Genomic DNA, 19,469 nt, shown 5'->3' on the forward strand with positions numbered 1-19,469 from the left:
GGCGCAAACTTTCGGCTTTGTCTTAATCCACAAAGATCGAAAGAACGGGGATGACCAGTTTTTTAGAAACTGATCATCGTTCGAGTCACATGCAACCAATGGCATGAATCGATGAATCTTCACGAGTATCAAGGTAAACAGCTGTTTGCCGACTATGGTCTACCAGTGTCTAAAGGCTTTGCAGTCGACACGCCCGAAGAAGCGGAAGAGGCTTGCAAAAAAATCGGTGGTGACATGTGGGTGGTTAAAGCCCAGGTTCACGCCGGTGGCCGTGGTAAAGCGGGTGGCGTTAAGCTGATTAAAGACCCGGCTGAAGCCAAAACATTTGCAGAGCAGTGGCTGGGTAAAAACCTGGTAACCTTTCAGACTGACGAAAAAGGTCAGCCGGTTGCCAAGATTTTGGTTGAGACCTGCACTGACATCGCCGATGAGCTGTATCTCGGTGCCGTGGTTGACCGTACTACCCGTCGTGTGGTCTTTATGGCCTCCACCGAAGGTGGTGTCGAGATCGAGACGGTTGCAGAAGAGACGCCGGAAAAGATTCTCAAAGCCGAAATCGATCCGCTGGTCGGCGCGCAGCCGTACCAAGCGCGTGAGCTAGCCTTTGAGCTGGGCCTGAAGGGCGACCAGATCAAGCAGTTCACCAAGATTTTCCTGGGTCTGTCTCAGTTGTTCCACGACAAAGACCTGGCGCTGTTGGAAATTAACCCGCTGGTCGTCACTGAAGAAGGCAATCTGCACTGCCTCGACGCCAAACTGGGTCTGGATAGCAACGCTCTATACCGTCACCCTGACCTGCAGGCCATGCGTGATCCTTCGCAAGAAGATCAGCGTGAAGCCGATGCGGCGAAGTGGGAACTTAACTATGTCGCGCTTGATGGCAACATCGGCTGCATGGTTAACGGCGCAGGTTTGGCCATGGGTACCATGGACATCGTCAACCTGAGCGGCGGCAAGCCCGCTAACTTCTTGGACGTTGGCGGCGGCGCCACCAAGGAGCGCGTGGCAGAAGCGTTCAAAATCATCCTCTCTGACGACAATGTTAAAGCCGTACTGGTTAACATTTTCGGCGGTATCGTTCGTTGCGACATGATTGCTGAAGGCATTATCGGTGCCGTTGAGCAAGTGGGTGTCAACGTACCGGTTGTCGTACGTCTGGAAGGTAACAACGCCGAGCTGGGTGCTGAAAAACTAGCATCTAGCGGTTTGAACATCATCGCGGCTACCAGTCTGACCGACGCGGCTCAGCAGGTCGTTAAAGCGGCGGAGGGCAAGTAATGAGCATCCTGATCGATAAGAACACCAAGGTCATCTGCCAGGGCTTTACCGGTGGCCAAGGCACGTTCCACTCCGAGCAGGCGATTGCCTACGGTACGCAAATGGTCGGTGGTGTTACGCCGGGTAAAGGCGGCCAGGAGCACCTCGGTCTGCCCGTTTTCAACACCGTGAAAGAAGCGGTAGCGAAAACCGGCGCGGAAGCCAGCGTTATCTACGTACCGGCGCCGTTCTGTAAAGACTCGATCCTTGAAGCGGCGAATGCCGGTATCAAGCTGATTGTGTGCATCACTGAAGGCATCGCCACGCTGGATATGCTCGAAGCCAAAGTGAAGTGCGACGAGCTGGGCGTACGTCTGATCGGCCCCAACTGCCCAGGTGTTATCACCCCAGGCGAATGTAAAATCGGCATCATGCCGGGCCACATTCATCAGCCGGGCCGTGTCGGTATCGTATCGCGCTCTGGTACCTTGACCTATGAAGCCGTTAAGCAGACCACTGATCACGGTTTTGGTCAGTCTACCTGTGTGGGCATCGGCGGCGACCCGATTCCGGGCTCTAACTTCATCGACATTCTTGAGATGTTCGAGAAAGACCCGAAAACCGAAGCTATCGTCATGATCGGCGAAATCGGTGGCACGGCTGAAGAAGAAGCGGCGGCTTACATCAAAGCTAACGTTTCCAAGCCCGTGGTTTCCTACATTGCCGGTGTTACTGCACCTCCTGGCAAGCGTATGGGCCACGCGGGCGCGATCATCTCTGGCGGTAAAGGCACCGCTGACGAGAAGTTTGCTGCTCTAGAAGACGCTGGTGTTAAAACCGTGCGCTCTTTGGCTGAAATCGGTGATGCGCTGAAAGAAGTGACTGGCTGGTAAGCCATTGACGTTTAGCTGCACGCTATAAGGGCGCCCCGAGGGGCGCCCTTATTCATTTCTGCACATTTAATGTTGTTCTGGCTAATGTTGCTATGGCGTCGGTGAGCAACGCAGCATGCGATAGCTATACAGTACAAAGAGCGGCGCGCCTGCCGCCAAATATAAATGGTAGCTGACCAACCGCCACACCAGTACCGCCGCTGCGGCCTGCTCGCGCTCCATCAAAGGCAACAACAGGCTTCCTACGCCCACCTCCGCAGCACCCGCGCCGCCGGGCAGAAAACTAAATTGGCTGGCTGCCATCGCCAGCATCTGGGTCAAGAATGTCCACATCCAGTCCGCATGGCCACCTACTCCCAGTACTGCCAAATAGAGCAAGCTGTAGCGCATGAGCCAGTGCACTGTCGTCAGCGCTAGCATGGTGATCAGTATACTGCGCGGGAGCTTAAGGGTGACCTTTAACGCATGCCGACAGCGCAAGAGGCGCCGTACGAGCCAGCGTCGCTGATATCGGCTTGGCCATGGCGTGTTCACGCCGGGTGAGCGCAAGAGACTGGGTAGATAACGCATTACGACAATCACCAGCGCTGCCATGAACGCTAATCCTACCAGTGCCCACTGTACGAGCGATTGATGTGGCCACTGGGTGTCGCTTAGCATTGAAAAGAGCACCAGGCCACTCAGCATGGCCAGGAAGAACAGTAAATCGCAGCCTTGATCAATCAGGAACACCGCCGCGCCCTTGGCAGGCGGAAAGCCGCGCCGCGCAAGCAACAACAACAGGGTCGCTGGGCCACCGCTGCCGCCTGGGGTGGCGCACAGGGCAAACTTGGACGCCAGCTCGATGCCCAGCGCGCCGCGCTGGCCGAGCCTGCCCGCACGGCCACCCAGCATCAAACGTAGCCTTGCTGCATTCAGGTTCCAGCACAGAAAGGCCATCACCAGCATCAATAACAGCAGCCCAAGTGGGAAGTGTTTGACGCGCTGCAGTGCTTCAGCGCCACCCAGCCAAGCAGTGAGCACTAGCGGTGCAATCAGCGCTAAGGCAATCATCACACCATGGATGGGTCGCCACTTCAGTAGCTGACGGCGACTAGTGGTGTTGGTGGAGTGCATACGGTTGGCTGCCGTGGCAAAGCTGCTGATAGTGCTCCAGCAGGGAATGCATGACACCATCCCAGTTGAAATGGCGCTCTACATGGCGGCGCGCATAGCGCCCACTGGCGGCGACATCATTACTGAACAGTGCCACACACGCCTCCGCCATGGCAACGGGGTCGAGCGGTTTGCATAAAATACCCGCCCCCAGCGGCACGTTTTCTGCCAGCGCCCCTGCGTTCGCTGCTATTACTGGAATGCCGCTTGCCATCGCTTCCTGAGCAATTAAGCCGAAGGTTTCTCGGGTGCCCGCATGTAACAGCGCATCGCTACTGGCTAGCGCCTTCGCGACCTCGTGGGCGCCACAACAGCGATCAACGATGGTGACATTACTGGGTACGTGATGTGGCATGCCGGGCCCCATCAGCAGCAAATGGTAATCGCTGCCTAGCTGACGCATCGTCGTAAGCAGCACATCAATATTTTTCTCGCGGGAATTGCGGCCCACAAAGATCAGCAGCTTTTTGTCGCTGGGTATACCCATGGTTTGGCGAAACGCAGAGTCACACTGCTGGGGATTGAATTGCGCCAAATCGACGCCCAATGGCTGAACGCGAACGTTATCGACGCCCCAGTCATTCAGTCGATTCGCCATGGCGTTACAGGGTGCCAGCACGCTATCAAACTGGCTATAAAGCGTCGTGACATAGTGGGTTAAGCGTTTCTCAACGTAGCGCCCAAAGCGATCACCCATCAGGCGCGGAAGATCAGAGTGATAAAAGCCCACCACAGGCACGCCGAGGCGTTGCCCCGCATCGAGCGCCGCCCAGGCCGTTACATAGGGGTCGCCAGCCTCTATCAGATCGGGCTTCAGATCAATCAGTGCATCACGCCACGGAGAACCGCGTAGCGGAAAGCGGTAACCTTGCCCCAAAGGAAGGTGTAACGCCGGTAGCGTGTGGTGGTCGCCAAGACTATCCCGCTCCGCCCCCGGCACCAGCAGGCTGGTGCGCAGCTGTGGAATACGCGAGAAAACACGGTGTTTGGCCTGCAAATAGGTACGCACACCGCCGCTGGCGGGGGCATGAAACATCGTCACATCGGCAATGTGCAAGCTAACCTCCAACCCCAAAGAGTGTCATCGTTTCACCATAAAGGAGAAATAAGTCAGTTCAGAGACAACGGAGCCCGTTTGTGTCTATGTGGCAGGGCTCTCGGCAGGCGCCACCATGGCGACCACTCTGGCGATGATCTACCCCGATATCTTTGCGGCGGTAGGCGTGCACTCTGGGCTGCTCCACGGCGTGGTCAAGAGTTCCCCCGATGCCTTGGGGGTCATGCAGGGAGGCACAGGGCCCCTCGCTGGCGGTAACAAAGCAAAAGGAGCCGGGTGGGCGTCGGATGTGCCAGCGATTATGTTTCATGGCGACCGCGACACCACCGTGCTCCCCCGCAACGCGGATCGCGTGGCCGCCCAGTACAGCACATCGCGTCAAGCAGGAGCGACGGTAGTGCAAGGCAACGTTCCAAGGGCCGCGGCTACACCTGTACCACCCACCGTGATGCTTCGGGTAAGCCATGCTTAGAGCAGTGGCGTATCCATGGGGGCATGGCTTGGTCAGGAGGTAGCAAAAAGGGCAGCTATACCGACCCTCAAGGCCCTGACGCTGCCCGGGAAATGCTGCGGTTCTTCTGTCAGCATCGGCAGATAGTGTCATAGAACTGGCCGATATCTGCTCAGGTTATGTCTAGTCTGTCAGTAAGTTAGTGCAGGTGAGACGCGCTGGTATAGTAGATACTCTTTGATTATGTATAAAAGTTGACAATAGTTTGCAAAGGTTGAGTTACAGTTTTCATTCTTGTTGCCTAAAATCCTAGCTCTTTCACTTGTTAGGATTTGGCAATGCTTTCACGGTTCAAGATCGGCACTCGGCTCGCACTGGCTTTTGGCTTGGTCTCGCTATTTCTTTTGGGCACTTTAATAGCGGGAATTATGGGCATCACCTTCACCAAGGATACTGCCCAAAAAACCTTGGACACGGACGTAGCACTCGCAAGCAATGCCGCTGAAATTCAGCGCCTGGCATTGCAAGCGCGGCGCTTTGAAAAAGATATCTTCATCAATATTGACAGTCGTGATCGTGTAGCGGCTTATCAGCAAAGTTGGGCGGCGACCATCGAAGAAATACAGGCCGCCTTCCAGGCGGGTAGCCAAATTGCCGATAAAGATAGCCTCGATGCTTTGTACCAACAGGCAGGAAGCGCCCTCCAGGGGTATGAAGAGGGTTTTCTGTCAGTCTATCGCCAAATTGAGTTAGGCAGTATTACCGAAACCTCTCAAGCCAATCTGGCTTTCGGTGAGCATAAAGAGAGTATCTACCAGCTTGAGGAGTTGGCTGATGAAATTAGCCTAGTGGCTGCTGAAGGGGTCAAGACGGCTAATGAGGCGATAAATGCTGAGTATCGTTTGGCTATTTGGCAGCTTTGTATTTTTGCGGGGGTGGCGTTGTTGATGGCGCTGGCGCTGGCAATTGCCATTACGCGTAGCATCGTTCTGCCTTTGCGGCGGGCCGTTGAGGTTGCCCAGCGCGTAGCGGAAGGGGATCTGCGACACGATATCTTAGCCACAGGGCGTGATGAAACGGCTCAGTTATTAACCTCCATGGCCGAAATGAGTAAAGCGCTCACTACTCTGGTCGCATCACTACGTGACTCCAGTGAGAATGTCTTGAACGGAGCCAATGAGATTGCCCAAGGTGGGCAGGAGCTCGCCGCTCGCACTGAGCAGCAGGCAGCTGCCTTGCAGGAAACGGCTTCTAGTATGGAGGAGATGACGGCAACGGTTCGTCAGAATAGCGATTCAACCAAAGAGGCTGATACGCTGGCCCATAATGCTTCGCAACAGATGCAAAGCAGTGGCGAAGAAGTTTCCCGAAGTGTGGAATTAATGCGCGAAGTGACAGCCGCATCGCTTAGCATGGATAAGATCGTTGAGGCCATCGATACCATTGCATTTCAAACCAATATCCTGGCCTTAAACGCCTCCGTTGAAGCGGCGCGTGCTGGTGATAAAGGCCGTGGGTTTGCGGTGGTGGCAACAGAAGTGCGTGCGTTAGCAAGCCGCAGTGCCGCTTCAGCAGGTGAGATTCGCACTATGCTGGACGATACGCGTAGCAAAATAAAGCTATGTTCTGACCAAGCGGAGCGAGGCGCTGCGACTATTGGTGAGACGGAAGCGGTGATCCAGCGCCTTGCTATGCTGATGGTCGAGGTCTCTTCTGCCACTCGGGAGCAAAGTAGTGGTATCGAGCAGATCAATACGGCTATTACTGAAATGGATTCTACTACTCAGCAAAACAGCACCCTGGTTCAGCAATCGACTAATGCAGCCTTTTCCTTGGAAGATCAGGCTGGGCGTCTTCGCGAGCTGGTAGCTGCCTTTCAGATAGATGAAGCTGTTGTGAAAAAAGCAACAGAGTACAAGCCTGCAATGGCCTTATCCTCGGCTGCAAGACAAGCAGAGTTCTAATAATCTGATAACAACAGTGGCGCCTCAAAGGCGCTGCTGCTTTTTAATGGGCTAATAAAGTTTTTCACTAGGTTGTGCCATCAGGAAGTGGTCCTCTTCGCGCAGCGAACTGACAAGCGTATAACACTCTAATTCTTCGGTCTGGGTACGCTCTTTTTTGTCATCAATCACTCCTCTGCCATAGTCAATGGGAACAAACACCACTGGCATCAACGCCGAGGCTTTATCATAGGCTGGGTGAGCTGCTAGTAAGACTGATTGATGGCAGATTTTATAAAAAGTATATAGAGAAATAAAAAGCAATGTTTGAAAAAAGCACTCTTTTTTTTGCTTTATTACATGAAAAAAATAGTACTGCAGACTAGATTTTTAACCCGCCTCTATTCTTGACAGTAAAAGCGGTGTCACTTATCTTTAAAATGTAATCTTTGGTAATTTTTATGTTTCTTATTGTAATATGTGCGGATGTGTGGCTTTTCATGAGGGCTACCGGAAGAAATTTAATTATAAAGATCATAATACATTGATTTTTTAATACATTAAAAATCTAGTGCTGGAGTGTAGTGTTGTTAGTTTACATGTGATTTTTACTTATATAAGCAGTAGTCACATTGTCCGGCTTAAGTGTTTCTGATTGGGAAGTGGCAATTTTTTTATTGCTTTAAAGTATCCTTGTGTTACCTGCTATACACTTTTTAGTCCAGAAATATGCAATGCAACAAGTAGGCATGAATAAAAACATCGGAATTAAATAAGATTGAAAATAAGAGCGTAGAGAAACTCGTTTAATTGACGATAATGGCGAGGTGGTATTTTGAAAATCTTGGTCATAGGGAACATGGGCTATGTTGGCTCCGTTGTGGTGCGGGAGCTAGCCTTACGTCACCCATCCGCCACTCTTCATGGGTATGACACTGCCTACTTCGCACACTGTTTGACGAATGCCGAACTTCTTCCTGAGCGCTATCTCGACCAGCAGTTTATGGGGGATGTGCGAGATATTCCGGCTGATTTTTTTGAAGGTTATACGGCTGTAGTTCAACTGGCGGCGATTTCCAATGACCCCATGGGAGACCGTTTCGCCGCAGTGACAGCTGAGGTCAATCAGCAGGCGACGGTTGAGATTGCCAAGGCAGCGGCTCAGGCGGGGGTAGAAAACTTCGTTTTTGCCTCAAGTTGCAGCATTTATGGCATCGCTTTAGGGGCTCCGCGCAGTGAGTTGGATCCCGTGGCTCCCGTTACCGCCTATGCCTGCTCGAAAATAGCAGCTGAAGAAGCGTTAGCCGGCATTGGGGGCGACATGGTGATTACCAGTTTACGCTTTGCGACTGCTTGCGGAATGTCAGAGCGTTTACGGCTGGATCTGGTGCTCAATGATTTCGTTGCCTGTGCCCTAAGTCAGCAGCATATTACCGTGCTTAGCGATGGGTCTCCCTGGCGGCCCTTGATCGACGTCTCCGATATGGCCAGAGCTGTCGATTGGGCAGTACAGCGCAAGCCTGAAAACGGCGGGCGCATACTCAATATCAATACCGGATCGAACGAACGCAATCATCAAGTGCGAGACTTAGCCACTGCAGTGGCCAAAGCCGTTCCCGGCACCACGCTGAGTATCAATACCCAAGCCCCGGCGGACAGTCGCTCCTACCAAGTGGATTTCAGCCTGTTTGCCAAGTTGGCACCTGAGCACCAACCACAAATGACGCTAATAGATTCGATCATGGGATTGATCAATGGGCTCAAAAGCATGGAGTTTTCCGATACCCAGTTCCGAGCCTCGCGCTATATGCGTCTGCATGCGCTGCAGGCACATATCACTGCGCGCCGTCTATCTGAAAACCTGCGCTGGCAAATGTGTGATGCAGACACCCCGAGTGCTTTGTCTGCTGCTACCCACATTAACCTTGAGGCCTGAAACGGAGGCTAGACTATGAAAGTCGCAATTTTCGCGGGAGGGTTCGGAACGCGCTTAAGTGAAGAAACAGCCATTCGCCCCAAGCCCATGGTGGAAGTGGGTGGTCGGCCGATCCTTTGGCATATCATGAAGATGTACGCCCATCATGGCTTAAAGGAGTTTATCGTCCTGGGTGGCTATAAGGTGGAGTACATCCGTGACTATTTCCTCAATTATCGCGGCAATCGAACCGATTACACCATCGATCTGAAGACAGGTAACGTCGACTGGCTTCAGAGCGTTAATGATGATTGGAAAATCACTGTGCTGGATACAGGCGCCGATGCCATGACCGGAGGGCGTCTCAAGAAGGCAATGTCTCTCCTGGCAGATGAGCCTTTCTGTTTGACCTATGGCGATGGGTTGAGTGATCTGAATATCAATGCCTTGATCGACTCACATCTGGCCTCGAAAAATTGGTGCACCCTGACGGCAGTAACGCAGCCGGGCCGCTACGGTGCCCTGCGTTTGAAAGAGGGCAACAGCCAGGTAGAGGGCTTTCGTGAAAAGGGCGAAATAGATGGAGGGCTGATCAATGGCGGCTTCTTCGTCTGTAATCCGGAAGTGTTCGAGACGATCGACGATAGCCAGACCGTATGGGAAAACGAGCCCATGAACCGGATGATCGAGCTGGGGAAATTGGGCTACTTCCATCATAACGGGTACTGGCAAAGCATGGATACGCTGAGAGACAGAATGGTACTCGAGACCGCCTGGGCAGAAGGCGCCCCCTGGAAGCTCTGGAAGGAATGAACCATCAATGATTATTGTTGATACGGCGCTTGCCCAACGAGAGGCGCAGGGTAATCCCATTCGAGTGGGGATGGTCGGGGCGGGGTTCCAAGCGGGCGGTATCGGTCTGCAGATTATGACCGCTACGCCCGGGATGCGCCTTTGTGCGATTGCCAATCGTCATTTGGATGCAGCGATCAAAGTCTTCCAGCAAACCGGGATTGAGCCAGTCGCCTGCGAGACTCAGCAGGAACTTGAAGCGGCGATTGCGGCTGGGCGACCGGCAGTCATCGAGGATGCCGTGGCACTGGCACGCGCAGAGGGATTGGATGCAATTATTGAAGTCACTGGCTCGTTGGAGTTCGCGGCGCATGCCGTCCTGGCGGCGCTGGAAAGTGGTAAAGACGTCATTCAAATGAACGCGGAACTCGACGGCACGATCGGCCCCATCTTGAAAGTGAAAGCCGATGCGGCAGGGGTTGTCTACAGCTTTGCTGATGGCGACCAGCCTGGTGTACAGATGAATCTCTATCGGTTCGTCGCCGGGCTAGGCATTAAGCCGGTACTGTGTGGCAACATTAAAGGCTTGCATGACCCATATCGCAATCCGGCTACCCAGGAGAGCTTTGCTAAACGCTGGGGGCAAAAGCCGGCAATGGTGGCCTCTTTTGCTGATGGTACCAAGATATCGTTCGAACAGGCGATCGTCGCCAACGGCACCGGCATGCAAGTGGCGCAACGCGGTATGTTGGGCCCTGATTTCTCCGGTGGCGTAGCCGGTGGCCCTTTACTGCCCATCGAACAGGCGGTGTCGGCATTTGAGCCCTACTTGAACCCAGAGGAACCGGGTTTGGTTGATTATGTTGTTGGAGCGCAGCCAGGGCCGGGCGTATTTGTGCTCGGGACAATTGATAGCCCCCGCCAGCGCCACTATCTCGAACTCTACAAGTTGGGCGAGGGGCCATATTACTGCTTCACAACGCCCTACCACCTTTGCCATTTCGAAGTGCCCACGTCCGTTGCCCGTGCCGTGCTTTTCCGTGATCCAGTGTTATCCCCCTTAGAGGGCCCGAGGGTGGGCGTTATCGCCATAGCCAAAAAAGCGTTGCGAGAGGGGGAAACAATAGAAGAACTCGGCGGTTTTGAAGTCTATGGTGTGGCGGAAAACATTGAGGTAATACGCAGGGAACGGCTGTTGCCTATCGGGCTAGCGCTGGGCTGTCAGGTGGTGGGCCATGTGGAAAAGGATGCGGCGCTGACCTTTGATGATGTGCGTATACCGCCAGGGCGGCTGATCGACCGTCTTTATGCCGAACAGGAAGCCATGTTTGCCCTGGAATTGACGCCTGGTGTCGCTACTACGTTCACGGAGTAAGACATGCATTTTTATCAAACGAACCTCAAGGATGCCCGCCTGATAGAGCTTGAACCACATGGTGATGAACGCGGTTTTTTTGCCCGTACCATGTGCCATACGGAGTTTGAGCGCCATGGCCTGCTGAGTGATTTTGTGCAGCAGAATACCTCCTTTTCTGCTCAGCGAGGCACCTTAAGGGGGTTGCATTATCAGCGGCAGCCCCATGCCGAAGCCAAACTGGTGCGCTGCATTCGAGGCGCGATTGTCGATGTCATCGTGGATATCCGTGAAGATTCGGAAACCTACTTGCACCATCAGTTATTTGAATTAACCGATGCAAACCGGCACCAGCTGTATGTACCGCCAGGCTTTGCGCACTCCTTTCAGACGCTGACCGACGCTGTTGAAGTCAGCTATCTGGTCTCGGCGGCCTATCATCCCGAGGCTGAAAGTGGTTTGCGCTATAACGATGAACGTCTCGCGATTGAGTGGCCGATGCCACCCACGGTGGTGTCTGAAAAAGACGCTAGCTGGCCCTTAATCAGTGAGCGAAACGAAGCGCTTTTTTAGTTATTAGCGAATAACTAGTAGCGAATCCAGGTATCAACCAAACACACTAAAAAAGGGGCAGCGTGATTGCTGCCCCTTTAGGTAATATCTAGCTAGTGATGACCCATCAATCAGTGGGCTTTGCCACCAGCGAGCGGGTCTCTTCACGTGCTTCGGTGAGCACTACGCGTAACGGATCACCAAGCTTGTAACGCTCTTCGCCCTCGATCTGGATACGGCCCTCTTTATCGTCAATGACCACTTTGCTGCGGTCACTGTGCATCAAGGGCGCGGGCACAAACGCCGTTGCGCCGTTTTCAACCAGACGAACGCGCATGCCGCCACGGTTGATGGCCATGATTTCGGCCTCAAACGTATCCTGGTTCTGCGCAGCGGGCGTCAGGTAACGCACGTAGAGCCAGTCTTTCACGTCGCGCTCGGCCATACGGTTCAAGCGACGGCGTTCCGTCAACTGCTCGGTGAGCTGCTGGGTCGCTTCGGCGGGGGCCTGTTCGCCTTTCAACACGCGTTTGATCAGGCGGTGGTTGACCATATCGCCATACTTACGAATTGGCGACGTCCAGGTAGCGTAGGCGGCTAGGCCCAGGCCAAAGTGCGGGCCGGGCTGGGCCGACATGCTGGTAAAACCCTGGAAGCGCCGCAGGCGCGCATCCAGCCAGGCGTCGTCGCGGCTTTCCAGTGCACGCTTAAGCTCGGTGTAGCGGGCAAGCTCGGTGAGCGCTTCGCGCTCAACCACAATCTCCTGACCTGCCAGAAACTCCTGTGCAGCTTCGGCTTTTTCCGGCTCAAAGGCGCGGTGCACGTTAAAGATACCGTGGCCGATATGCTGGGCCAGGAAGTCCGCGCAGCAGGCGTTGGCCACAATCATCGACTCTTCGATCATGCGGTTGGCAATGCGGCGCTCTTCGGTGCGCACCGCCAATACGTTACCCGCGGGATCGAGATCAAACACGTAGTCGGGACGGTCTTTAAACACCAGCGCGTGTTCATTGCGCCAAGCGGTACGCGCTTCGGTCAAATCACGCAGCGCAGTAAGCTGCTCGGCGATCTCATCCGCGGGTGCCCAGTCGCCTTGACCTTCGATCCAGTCGGAGACGTTGTCGTAAACGAGCTTGGCGTGAGATTTAACGTTCGCCGCAAAAAAGCGGTAATCGCCCATGCTGCCGTCGGCATTAATATCCAGCGTACAGGCCAGCGCGGGGCGCTCCTTGTCTTCCCACAACGAACAGAGATCATCCGCTAGCTGCTCTGGCAGCATAGTGACGTTTTGGCCGGGAAGGTAAACGGTAAAGGCGCGAGTGCGAGCTTCTAAATCAGCCGCATGGCCCTCTTCCACATAAGCGGTGGGGTCGGCAATCGCTACGCTCAACCGCCAGCCGCCTTCCGCACGGGTAGCCACGTGCAGCGCATCATCCATATCGCGGGTCTTCTCACCATCAATGGTGAAGAAGGGCGTAGCGGTTAGGTCTTCGCGGGTCAGACCTTCATCCATCAGCGGCCAGTCGGTGCCCGCGTCGGGGCACTCTTGTTCCAGCGCATGGCGTGCCAGCGTAACGCGCCACGGCACCGCAGGGTCGTCGCTTTTAGCCACCAGCTCATCAATCTGGGCAAAGAAGGCGCGGTCATCGGCTTTTAGCGGATGGCGTACCAAGCGGGCAACGACCCAGTCGCCGTCAGCAATGGTGTCCTCATCAAGGCTGTTCTTTATCCGCGCCTTGATAATATTTTTAATCGACGGATGGTCGGGGACGACAGATAGGCGACCTTCGCGCTTTTGCACCCGGGCGACAAACCGATCAAGACCCGCTTCAATCAGCTTTTCCGGCTCAATGGACTTTTTGTCACCGTTCTCGTGAATCACGCCTTCCACGCGATCACCGTGAATCACCTGCTTCATGGCGGGCGGCGGCACGAAATAGGATTCACCGTCGTCGGTTTCGAGAAACCCGAAACCTTTGTCAGTAGCTTTGATCACCCCTTCAGCGCGGGGGGTGGTTTGACGAATCTGTTGCTTGAGCTGGGCAAGCATGGCGTTGTTCTGAAGCATGAGCTCAATCAGTTGGCGAGAGTTAGGCTGCCACTATACGGATTCCCGCAGGCTGCGCCAATTGTCGCTATGCGATGTTGGCCCTGATGTTGGCTTTGGTAATGGCGAGTCAAAGGCTTACATGCGCTCAAGGGAATCGGTTAAGCTGAATATTCATACTCACGGAGCGCGCTATGACACCTCGCTTAATTGTTTCTGACCTGGATGGCACCCTATTAGGAAGCGACCACACCCTGCACGAGAGCACCATCGAGGTGCTAAGAGCATTGGTGAAGCAAGGTCATCATGTCGCGCTCGCCTCTGGCCGCCACTACCACGATATGAAGGTGTTTCGTGATCAGTTGGATATTCCCGCGCACTTGATTAGCACCAATGGTGCTTATGTACATGATCCCAACGATGCTTTGTTGGCGGCTAATCACCTTGAGCCTGAATATGCAAAGACGCTAATCGGTCTTCCGCGCCCTCCTCAAGTACGGCTTAATCTTTATCGCGAAAGCGGCTGGCATATTGATTCAGAGGCCCCGCACTTATTATCTCTTCATGCCTCTACAGGGTTTGGCTATGAAGTCGTGTCCCCCGCGCAAATGGACACTAACGGTGTAGGCAAAGTGCTCTATCTAGGCGACCCAAAGGCGCTAAAGCAGTTAGAAGCACAGGCGCAAGAGGCCCACGGCGACGGGCTGCATATTACCTATTCCACCATTGATTCTCTGGAAATCATGGCCGGCGGGGTCAACAAAGGTGTGGCGCTGTCATCACTGCTGGAACGGTTGGGCTTAACGCCCGCAGATTGTTTAGCGTTTGGCGATAACCTTAACGATACCGAAATGCTTGATTTAGCAGGGGAGGCCCAAGTCATGGCCAATGCTCACCCGGCGCTATTTGATCGTGTTCCGGGCGCTGAGCGTATCGGCCACCATGGTGAAGCCGCCGTTGCCGAGTGGTTAAGGGAGCGGTTTGTACTGTAGCATTTAGCTCTGTAACTTTAGCTTTTTGCCACCTTAAGTCGATAGCCTCTTGTGGTAGACGAGTCGCTCCACCATCATCTAGCCCCTAAACGCCAAGAACCGAGGGGCGCTTTCCACGATGACAACCAAGCCTGCTACCTTAATGGTTGTCGACGTTGACCCGGAAGTCCGCGAGCTGCTGGCGGATTATCTGGGGAATAATTTACTCTTACAGCTCCATTTATAAAGTAATCTACAGTGCTTATATTGCTATTTACAAAAGCTATTTTGAGCTATAGATATTTCTAATGTGATCGATATGGCTTGATTAAGCAAACTGGACTGGATTAAAAAATGACAACTCGATTGGACTCGGATAGGGCGCTGGAGAACGCTGCAGAAGATAAATTTGGTTTCGCTGATATGGCAAAAAGGCTGGCTCCTTCACTCGTCGAAGCATCAAAAGGCGATGGAATAGTCATTGGATTGGAGGGGAAATGGGGCTCAGGTAAGACTTCGCTTCTAAACTTTCTTCGGCATGAGCTTGTTGCCGCTCAAGATGAGGAAATCTATACCATCACAATTGCGCCTTGGTTAAATGGAGATACTTCATCATTAGTAACTTCGTTGCTAGAGCCAATGACTGCGATACTAAAGAAAAAAGAAGATGAAATCGCTCAAGCTGATGGTGGGCAGGCTCACGAATCTAAAGCGCGGCTAGCTGAAGTAGGCCAATTACTCCGTGCCTACGGCCCAAAGACAGCGCGAAGAGCTGCATCAATTGCAAATGTTGTAGGATACCTTGTTCCAGGAGCTAAGCTCGTTGGCGGTACGCTTGAAGCAGGCGCAATCGCGGTGGAGCAGGTGTTATCGACAGAAAAGACACCTTCTGAATTGAAGCAAGAAATAGGTCGAAAAATCCAAGAGTTGAATATTGGGTTTGTTATCATCCTAGATGATCTTGATCGCCTAGAGCCAGAACAAGCAGTCGAAGTCGTGCGCCTCGTCCGTTCTGTCGCTGACTTCCCAAAGGTTGCCTACTTAATGTGCTATGACCGTGAAGTATTGGCACAAGCGTTGAAAACAGGCCTGAAAGTAGAAGATGGCGATCTTTATTTGCAAAAAATTGTGCAGCTTACTTTCAATATTCCACTTCCAGAGCCGTTTGATTTACGTATCCAGTTCTTAGAAGAAGCTCAATCTATTTATGCGAAAGTGATTGGGAACAACGCCGAAGGTGAGCTGCTGGATGACTTGAAAGCTGCGGTTGATCAACAGGGTATGCGGCTCTCTACTCCGCGTGAAGTGAAACTTTCTCTGAACGCCATTCGCTTTGTATTTCCACAGATCAAAGACGATGTACATTTTCCAGATTTCTGTCGCCTGCATTTGATCAAAACTACACATTACAAATTGTACCAATGGTTGGAGACATACTTGTCAGTGCGCTCTGTTCTAGTGACAGGTGACGCAACTGTTGCAAGTGATGAAAGAGCTAGAATAGGTGAGGAATTAAAGAAAATTTTACCGTTAGAGGGTGTTGGGTCAGCCCAGTCAATTTGGAGCTTGCAACGATTTGTCCCCGGCGTGTCTAACCAAAAAAAGCCCGAAGAGAGTGTTTTTAATCAAACGAGTCCTTTGTCAGTCTCAGAGGCAATAAGACTAAAAAGGCTCGGTAGTCCGCTACATTATAGGTTTTACTTTGCTTTAACTGGCCCAAAGACTGTCATGCAAGATGAAGATTTCAAGAGCTTGTTAGAGTTGGCGAAAGCTGATGTTAAAAAACTTACATCACGCCTATCTGAGGAAGTTATAAAACGACGCAGTTCTGGTAAAACTTGGTTTGAACATGTGTTGGATAGATTGGATGATGCGTGTATATCAGGACTTGATGAAGATCAGTTGGTAGGGTTGCTTCTTTCTCTTTCAAATATGATGGACATTGCACTCAAGGAGGATGGTGATCATCGTGCTTTTTCACTTTCATTAGATGGAATTGCGAACTTGGTAATGAAGAGCTGTCTTAGGCGATTGCAGGCTTTAAATCCAGATAGACAATGCGAGACTGTCTTAAAAGTTGCGAGTGACGGAGAGGCCATAAATTGGTTAGTTGGCTATTTCTTTCGAAGCCAACTTTTTCGTCACGGCAAGGTAGGAGATAAGGCAGAGCGTGCGGATCAATGGGAGATTTCGGAACAGATTCTTGATCAAGCGATCAAAATCCTTAAGGAGCGTATTAGTCAGCCAGCTATTAAAAAGCTAATACCTGGTTTGCCCGATGTTTCAGCGTACCTCTACGGTTGGATGAACATTACTGGAGACGATGAAGTCGTCGAGTGGGTACAAGGTTATTGCAAAGACGACGATGGTTTTCTCAATATTTTGAACCATCTTAGAGGGTGGGTAATGAGTGATAAAATCTACCACCCTCTTTCAAAAGAGTCTGTCACGCTGTTTCTTGACTGGGACGAAACACTTATGCGTCTGGAGCGGTTAAAAGATGGTGAATTCAGTGACAGAGTTGCTGAACTGAATACAGCAATTGAGCAGTCTCGACATTAGTTTCTAACTTTATCGCCGGACTGATACTAAGGCTAAGCCGCCGTTGCCAAGTGGCTGAGGGAGCGGTTTGGACTTTTAAGCGCCAACGTGCGCGTGACTTTCGTCAACAATTAACGCTAATGCAACCTTGGTCGTAGCGCTATTGCTACTGCCCAGCCTGTCGACCATCATCAAGGCCCAATAACGACAACAGTGTAGGGCTGAACCCGCTGCGATGACGACAACCCCTGCTACTTTGATTGTGGTCGACGATGACCCGGAAATTTGTGAACTGCTCGCGGACTACCTGGGGCGGCACGGTTACCGGGTATTTACGGCGGACGGTGCCCAAGCGCTGCATTCGTTGCGTGCAGAACACGCCCCCGACTTGCTGATTGTCGATTTAATGCTCCCCGGTGACGACGGCTTTACCATCTGCCGTGACGTCCGAAAGCACAGCGATGTGCCGATAATCATGCTTACCGCCAGTGCCGATGAGACCGACCGCATTCTTGGTCTGGAGCTGGGTGCTGATGACTACTTGGGCAAGCCGTTTAATCCCCGCGAATTGCTGGCGCGCGTCAAAGCGGTATTGCGACGCACCCGCAGTGCTCCACCAGAGTTGCCTGCGGGGCAGGCGCGCTGGGTCAGTTTTGGTAATTGGCAACTCGACCGCATGACCCGCGAGTTGATTGACCTGCAGGGCGAGCGCGCCGCGCTTTCAGGGGCTGATTTTCAGCTATTGCAGGTGTTTTTAGAGCATCCGGCGAAGGTGCTCACTCGGGATGATCTATACGCGCTTACCCGTGGGCGGGACGCGCCGCCGCTTGATCGCTCCATTGATGTCCACGTTTGCCGCCTGCGCCAACGGCTGGGTGAAGATGCCCAGCACTCGCAGTTGATTCGAACGGTGCGCGGGGCAGGCTATGTGTTAACCGCCCAGGTAGATGCATTAACGTGAGACGCGTGGAGTGGGCAACCATTCGTCGACGCTTATCCCGACGAGCTGCCCGCTGGCTGCCGGCGTCGCTGCGCGGGCGCTTCGTGATCATCATGATCGCCGGAGTGCTTGTCGCCCAAGGGGCCAGCTACGCCATCTGGACTTCCCAGGTGCGCTCCAGCCACTTGGCACAGCTTGATGAGCTGTCCACCAATATGGCGTTTAGCATCGCCTCCACCATGAAGTTTTTCCGCTCACTGCCCGTTGATTACCGCCATATTGTGCTCGATCAGCTGCGTAATATGGGTGGCACGCGCTTTTTTGTTAGCGTCAACGAACGCAGGCTGGCCATCGACGATATCGGCTCCGGGCCGGAAAAACAGGTGGTGGTGAACAATGTGCGCTCGGTGCTCACCCAGCAGCTCAATATCGACGACGTGATTGTCGAGTTCTCCCGCCCGGAAAACCTGCGTGTGCTCAATAACGAAGTACTGCTTTACGACCTACCGCCCCGCTGGGGGCAGCACAGCCTGCTGATGGAGCCACTCTCGCCGCCGATTTTAGTGGTCCAACTGGAGCTTGCCCCAGGCACCTGGCTCTATGTTGCCACGCTGCTGGGCGTACCCGATATTTTCAGCGGTTATCGCTGGCTTTCTGAAGAGCGTTTGCTGGTCGGGTTACTGGTGCTGCTGAGTGTGCTGGCGCTTTCTCTATTGGGTATTACCAGCGTGACCCGGCCACTGGCGCGGCTTTCACGGGCAGCGAATCAGTTGGGCGATGATTTGGATATGCCGCCACTACGGGAGAGTGGCCCCAAAGAAGTGGCCGCCACCGCCGCGGCGTTCAATCGTATGCAGCGGCGTATTCGTGAGCAGATTGAGGAGCGCGAACGGCTGTTTTCGGCGATTTCCCATGATTTGAAAACCCCCTTAACCCGCATGCGCCTGCGCGCCGAGATGCTCGATGACGACTATCAGCGCGAGCGTTTTTGCGCCTCATTGGATGAGCTGGATAGCTTGGTTAAAGGTGCCTTGGCCTCGGTAAAAGGCTTAGACCTGCATGAGGAACCCGCGCCCGTTGATCTAACGCACCTGCTCAAAGAGCTGGCCGAAGAGCTTAGCCTTCAGGGTGGTAAGGTCACTATCGAGATTAAAAGTGGTTCTCTTATCGCGCCGCTGATTGTCAAACCGGTAGCGCTTAAACGCTGCCTGGCAAACCTGCTTGAGAACGCGGTGTTCTATGGCAAGCAGGCCGATGTGCAGCTAATAGATCACGGTAACGCGGTCACCATGCGTATTCGTGACCACGGCCCAGGTATACCTGAAGAGCAATTGGGGCGGGTGTTTTCGCCCTTTGTGCGCCTGGAGCCCTCACGCAGTCGACACACGGGTGGTAGCGGCCTCGGGCTGGGCATTGCCCGGCATATTGCCCGTGCCCATGGCGGCGATATCACGCTCGCCAACCATGCTGATGGTGGGCTGGTGGTGACTCTCTCGCTACCCCGCCAGGAAACTATTACAGGTTTGTAATAAAAACCCAACACTATGCAGTACTCGGTAACTCCCGTTGACGCTTGCCTTGGCGTAACCTCTTGGATGTCG

The 19,469-nt window shown here is 53.3% G+C and carries 15 protein-coding genes; 12 read left to right on the forward strand and 3 right to left on the reverse strand.

From position 1 onward, the window contains the following. Nucleotides 1–111 precede the first annotated feature (111 nt). Both sucC and sucD read left to right on the forward strand, forming a co-directional pair. Complete coding sequence (gene sucC, locus LMS44_RS06390; RefSeq protein WP_009287299.1) at nt 112–1,278, forward strand: ADP-forming succinate--CoA ligase subunit beta; 1,167 nt, start codon at nt 112–114, stop codon at nt 1,276–1,278. Further along, a complete protein-coding gene (sucD, locus tag LMS44_RS06395) occupies nt 1,278–2,150 on the forward strand; it encodes a succinate--CoA ligase subunit alpha (protein WP_009287300.1) in 873 nt (290 codons plus the stop codon). Before sucC ends, sucD begins: the two co-directional genes overlap by 1 nt. Before the next feature lie 90 nt (nt 2,151–2,240). Here the strand turns inward: sucD and gpgF are convergent, their stop codons facing one another. After that, nucleotides 2,241–3,266 (reverse strand): glucosaminyl phosphatidylglycerol flippase, encoded by a 1,026-nt coding sequence (gene gpgF / locus LMS44_RS06400; protein ID WP_278369041.1) that lies wholly within the window; start codon nt 3,264–3,266, stop codon nt 2,241–2,243. Continuing rightward, nucleotides 3,244–4,362, reverse strand: coding sequence for an N-acetylglucosaminyl phosphatidylglycerol synthase (gpgS, locus tag LMS44_RS06405; protein ID WP_414120723.1), 1,119 nt, complete (start codon nt 4,360–4,362; stop codon nt 3,244–3,246). Before gpgS ends, gpgF begins: the two co-directional genes overlap by 23 nt. A gap of 115 nt (nt 4,363–4,477) precedes the next feature. Between gpgS and LMS44_RS06410 the strand changes: the two genes are divergently transcribed. The 6 genes from LMS44_RS06410 to rfbC all read left to right on the forward strand — a co-directional run bounded on the left by LMS44_RS06410 (nt 4,478) and on the right by rfbC (nt 11,390). Then, nucleotides 4,478–4,834, forward strand: coding sequence for a PHB depolymerase family esterase (locus tag LMS44_RS06410; RefSeq protein WP_278369039.1), 357 nt, complete (start codon nt 4,478–4,480; stop codon nt 4,832–4,834). A 317-nt stretch (nt 4,835–5,151) separates the two neighbouring features. Further along, nucleotides 5,152–6,777: a methyl-accepting chemotaxis protein gene (locus LMS44_RS06415; RefSeq protein ID WP_414120720.1), complete on the forward strand. Its 1,626-nt coding sequence runs from the start codon at nt 5,152–5,154 to the stop codon at nt 6,775–6,777. An 814-nt stretch (nt 6,778–7,591) separates the two neighbouring features. Further along, nucleotides 7,592–8,692, forward strand: coding sequence for an NAD-dependent epimerase/dehydratase family protein (locus LMS44_RS06420; RefSeq protein WP_278369037.1), 1,101 nt, complete (start codon nt 7,592–7,594; stop codon nt 8,690–8,692). A 15-nt stretch (nt 8,693–8,707) separates the two neighbouring features. Further along, nucleotides 8,708–9,484, forward strand: coding sequence for a glucose-1-phosphate cytidylyltransferase (gene rfbF, locus LMS44_RS06425; protein WP_009287302.1), 777 nt, complete (start codon nt 8,708–8,710; stop codon nt 9,482–9,484). Between the two features lie 7 nt (nt 9,485–9,491). Further along, the gene (locus tag LMS44_RS06430) at nt 9,492–10,838 is read left to right on the forward strand and encodes an NAD(P)H-dependent oxidoreductase (RefSeq protein ID WP_278369035.1); all 1,347 of its coding nucleotides are present in this window, start codon (nt 9,492–9,494) and stop codon (nt 10,836–10,838) included. Between the two features lie 3 nt (nt 10,839–10,841). Further along, complete coding sequence (gene rfbC, locus LMS44_RS06435) at nt 10,842–11,390, forward strand: dTDP-4-dehydrorhamnose 3,5-epimerase (RefSeq protein WP_278369033.1); 549 nt, start codon at nt 10,842–10,844, stop codon at nt 11,388–11,390. Between the two features lie 106 nt (nt 11,391–11,496). Here the strand turns inward: rfbC and LMS44_RS06440 are convergent, their stop codons facing one another. Further along, nucleotides 11,497–13,437: an exoribonuclease II gene (locus LMS44_RS06440; protein ID WP_278369032.1), complete on the reverse strand. Its 1,941-nt coding sequence runs from the start codon at nt 13,435–13,437 to the stop codon at nt 11,497–11,499. A gap of 173 nt (nt 13,438–13,610) precedes the next feature. Here LMS44_RS06440 and LMS44_RS06445 point away from each other — a divergent pair, with 173 nt between their 5' ends. The 4 genes from LMS44_RS06445 (at nt 13,611) to LMS44_RS06460 (ending at nt 19,397) form a co-directional block, all read left to right on the forward strand. After that, nucleotides 13,611–14,408 (forward strand): HAD family hydrolase, encoded by a 798-nt coding sequence (locus tag LMS44_RS06445; protein ID WP_278369031.1) that lies wholly within the window; start codon nt 13,611–13,613, stop codon nt 14,406–14,408. Nucleotides 14,409–14,741: 333 nt separating this feature from the next. Further along, nucleotides 14,742–16,949, forward strand: coding sequence for a KAP family P-loop NTPase fold protein (locus LMS44_RS06450; protein WP_278369030.1), 2,208 nt, complete (start codon nt 14,742–14,744; stop codon nt 16,947–16,949). 214 nt (nt 16,950–17,163) lie between these two features. Then, on the forward strand, nt 17,164–17,889 hold the full coding sequence (locus LMS44_RS06455; RefSeq protein WP_009287305.1) for a response regulator: 726 nt from the start codon (nt 17,164–17,166) through the stop codon (nt 17,887–17,889). Next, nucleotides 17,886–19,397, forward strand: coding sequence for an ATP-binding protein (locus LMS44_RS06460; RefSeq protein WP_278369029.1), 1,512 nt, complete (start codon nt 17,886–17,888; stop codon nt 19,395–19,397). The genes LMS44_RS06455 and LMS44_RS06460 overlap by 4 nt, the downstream gene beginning before the upstream one ends. The last annotated feature ends 72 nt before the right edge of the window (nt 19,398–19,469 follow it).

The organism is Halomonas profundus, assembly GCF_020865425.1.
Lineage (GTDB): Bacteria > Pseudomonadota > Gammaproteobacteria > Pseudomonadales > Halomonadaceae > Vreelandella > Vreelandella titanicae.

What these genes read in the sequence shown, in the direction of transcription:
- rfbF (WP_009287302.1), top strand. Translation starts at nt 8,708, where the DNA reads ATGAAAGTCGCAATTTTCGCGGGAGGGTTCGGAACGCGCTTAAGTGAA.
- LMS44_RS06445 (WP_278369031.1), top strand. Translation starts at nt 13,611, where the DNA reads ATGACACCTCGCTTAATTGTTTCTGACCTGGATGGCACCCTATTAGGA.
- LMS44_RS06415 (WP_414120720.1), top strand. Translation starts at nt 5,152, where the DNA reads ATGCTTTCACGGTTCAAGATCGGCACTCGGCTCGCACTGGCTTTTGGC.
- gpgF (WP_278369041.1), bottom strand. Translation starts at nt 3,266, where the DNA reads ATGCACTCCACCAACACCACTAGTCGCCGTCAGCTACTGAAGTGGCGA.
- LMS44_RS06455 (WP_009287305.1), top strand. Translation starts at nt 17,164, where the DNA reads ATGACGACAACCCCTGCTACTTTGATTGTGGTCGACGATGACCCGGAA.
- LMS44_RS06410 (WP_278369039.1), top strand. Translation starts at nt 4,478, where the DNA reads ATGGCGACCACTCTGGCGATGATCTACCCCGATATCTTTGCGGCGGTA.
- rfbC (WP_278369033.1), top strand. Translation starts at nt 10,842, where the DNA reads ATGCATTTTTATCAAACGAACCTCAAGGATGCCCGCCTGATAGAGCTT.
- sucC (WP_009287299.1), top strand. Translation starts at nt 112, where the DNA reads ATGAATCTTCACGAGTATCAAGGTAAACAGCTGTTTGCCGACTATGGT.
- LMS44_RS06440 (WP_278369032.1), bottom strand. Translation starts at nt 13,437, where the DNA reads ATGCTTCAGAACAACGCCATGCTTGCCCAGCTCAAGCAACAGATTCGT.
- sucD (WP_009287300.1), top strand. Translation starts at nt 1,278, where the DNA reads ATGAGCATCCTGATCGATAAGAACACCAAGGTCATCTGCCAGGGCTTT.
- LMS44_RS06450 (WP_278369030.1), top strand. Translation starts at nt 14,742, where the DNA reads ATGACAACTCGATTGGACTCGGATAGGGCGCTGGAGAACGCTGCAGAA.
- LMS44_RS06430 (WP_278369035.1), top strand. Translation starts at nt 9,492, where the DNA reads ATGATTATTGTTGATACGGCGCTTGCCCAACGAGAGGCGCAGGGTAAT.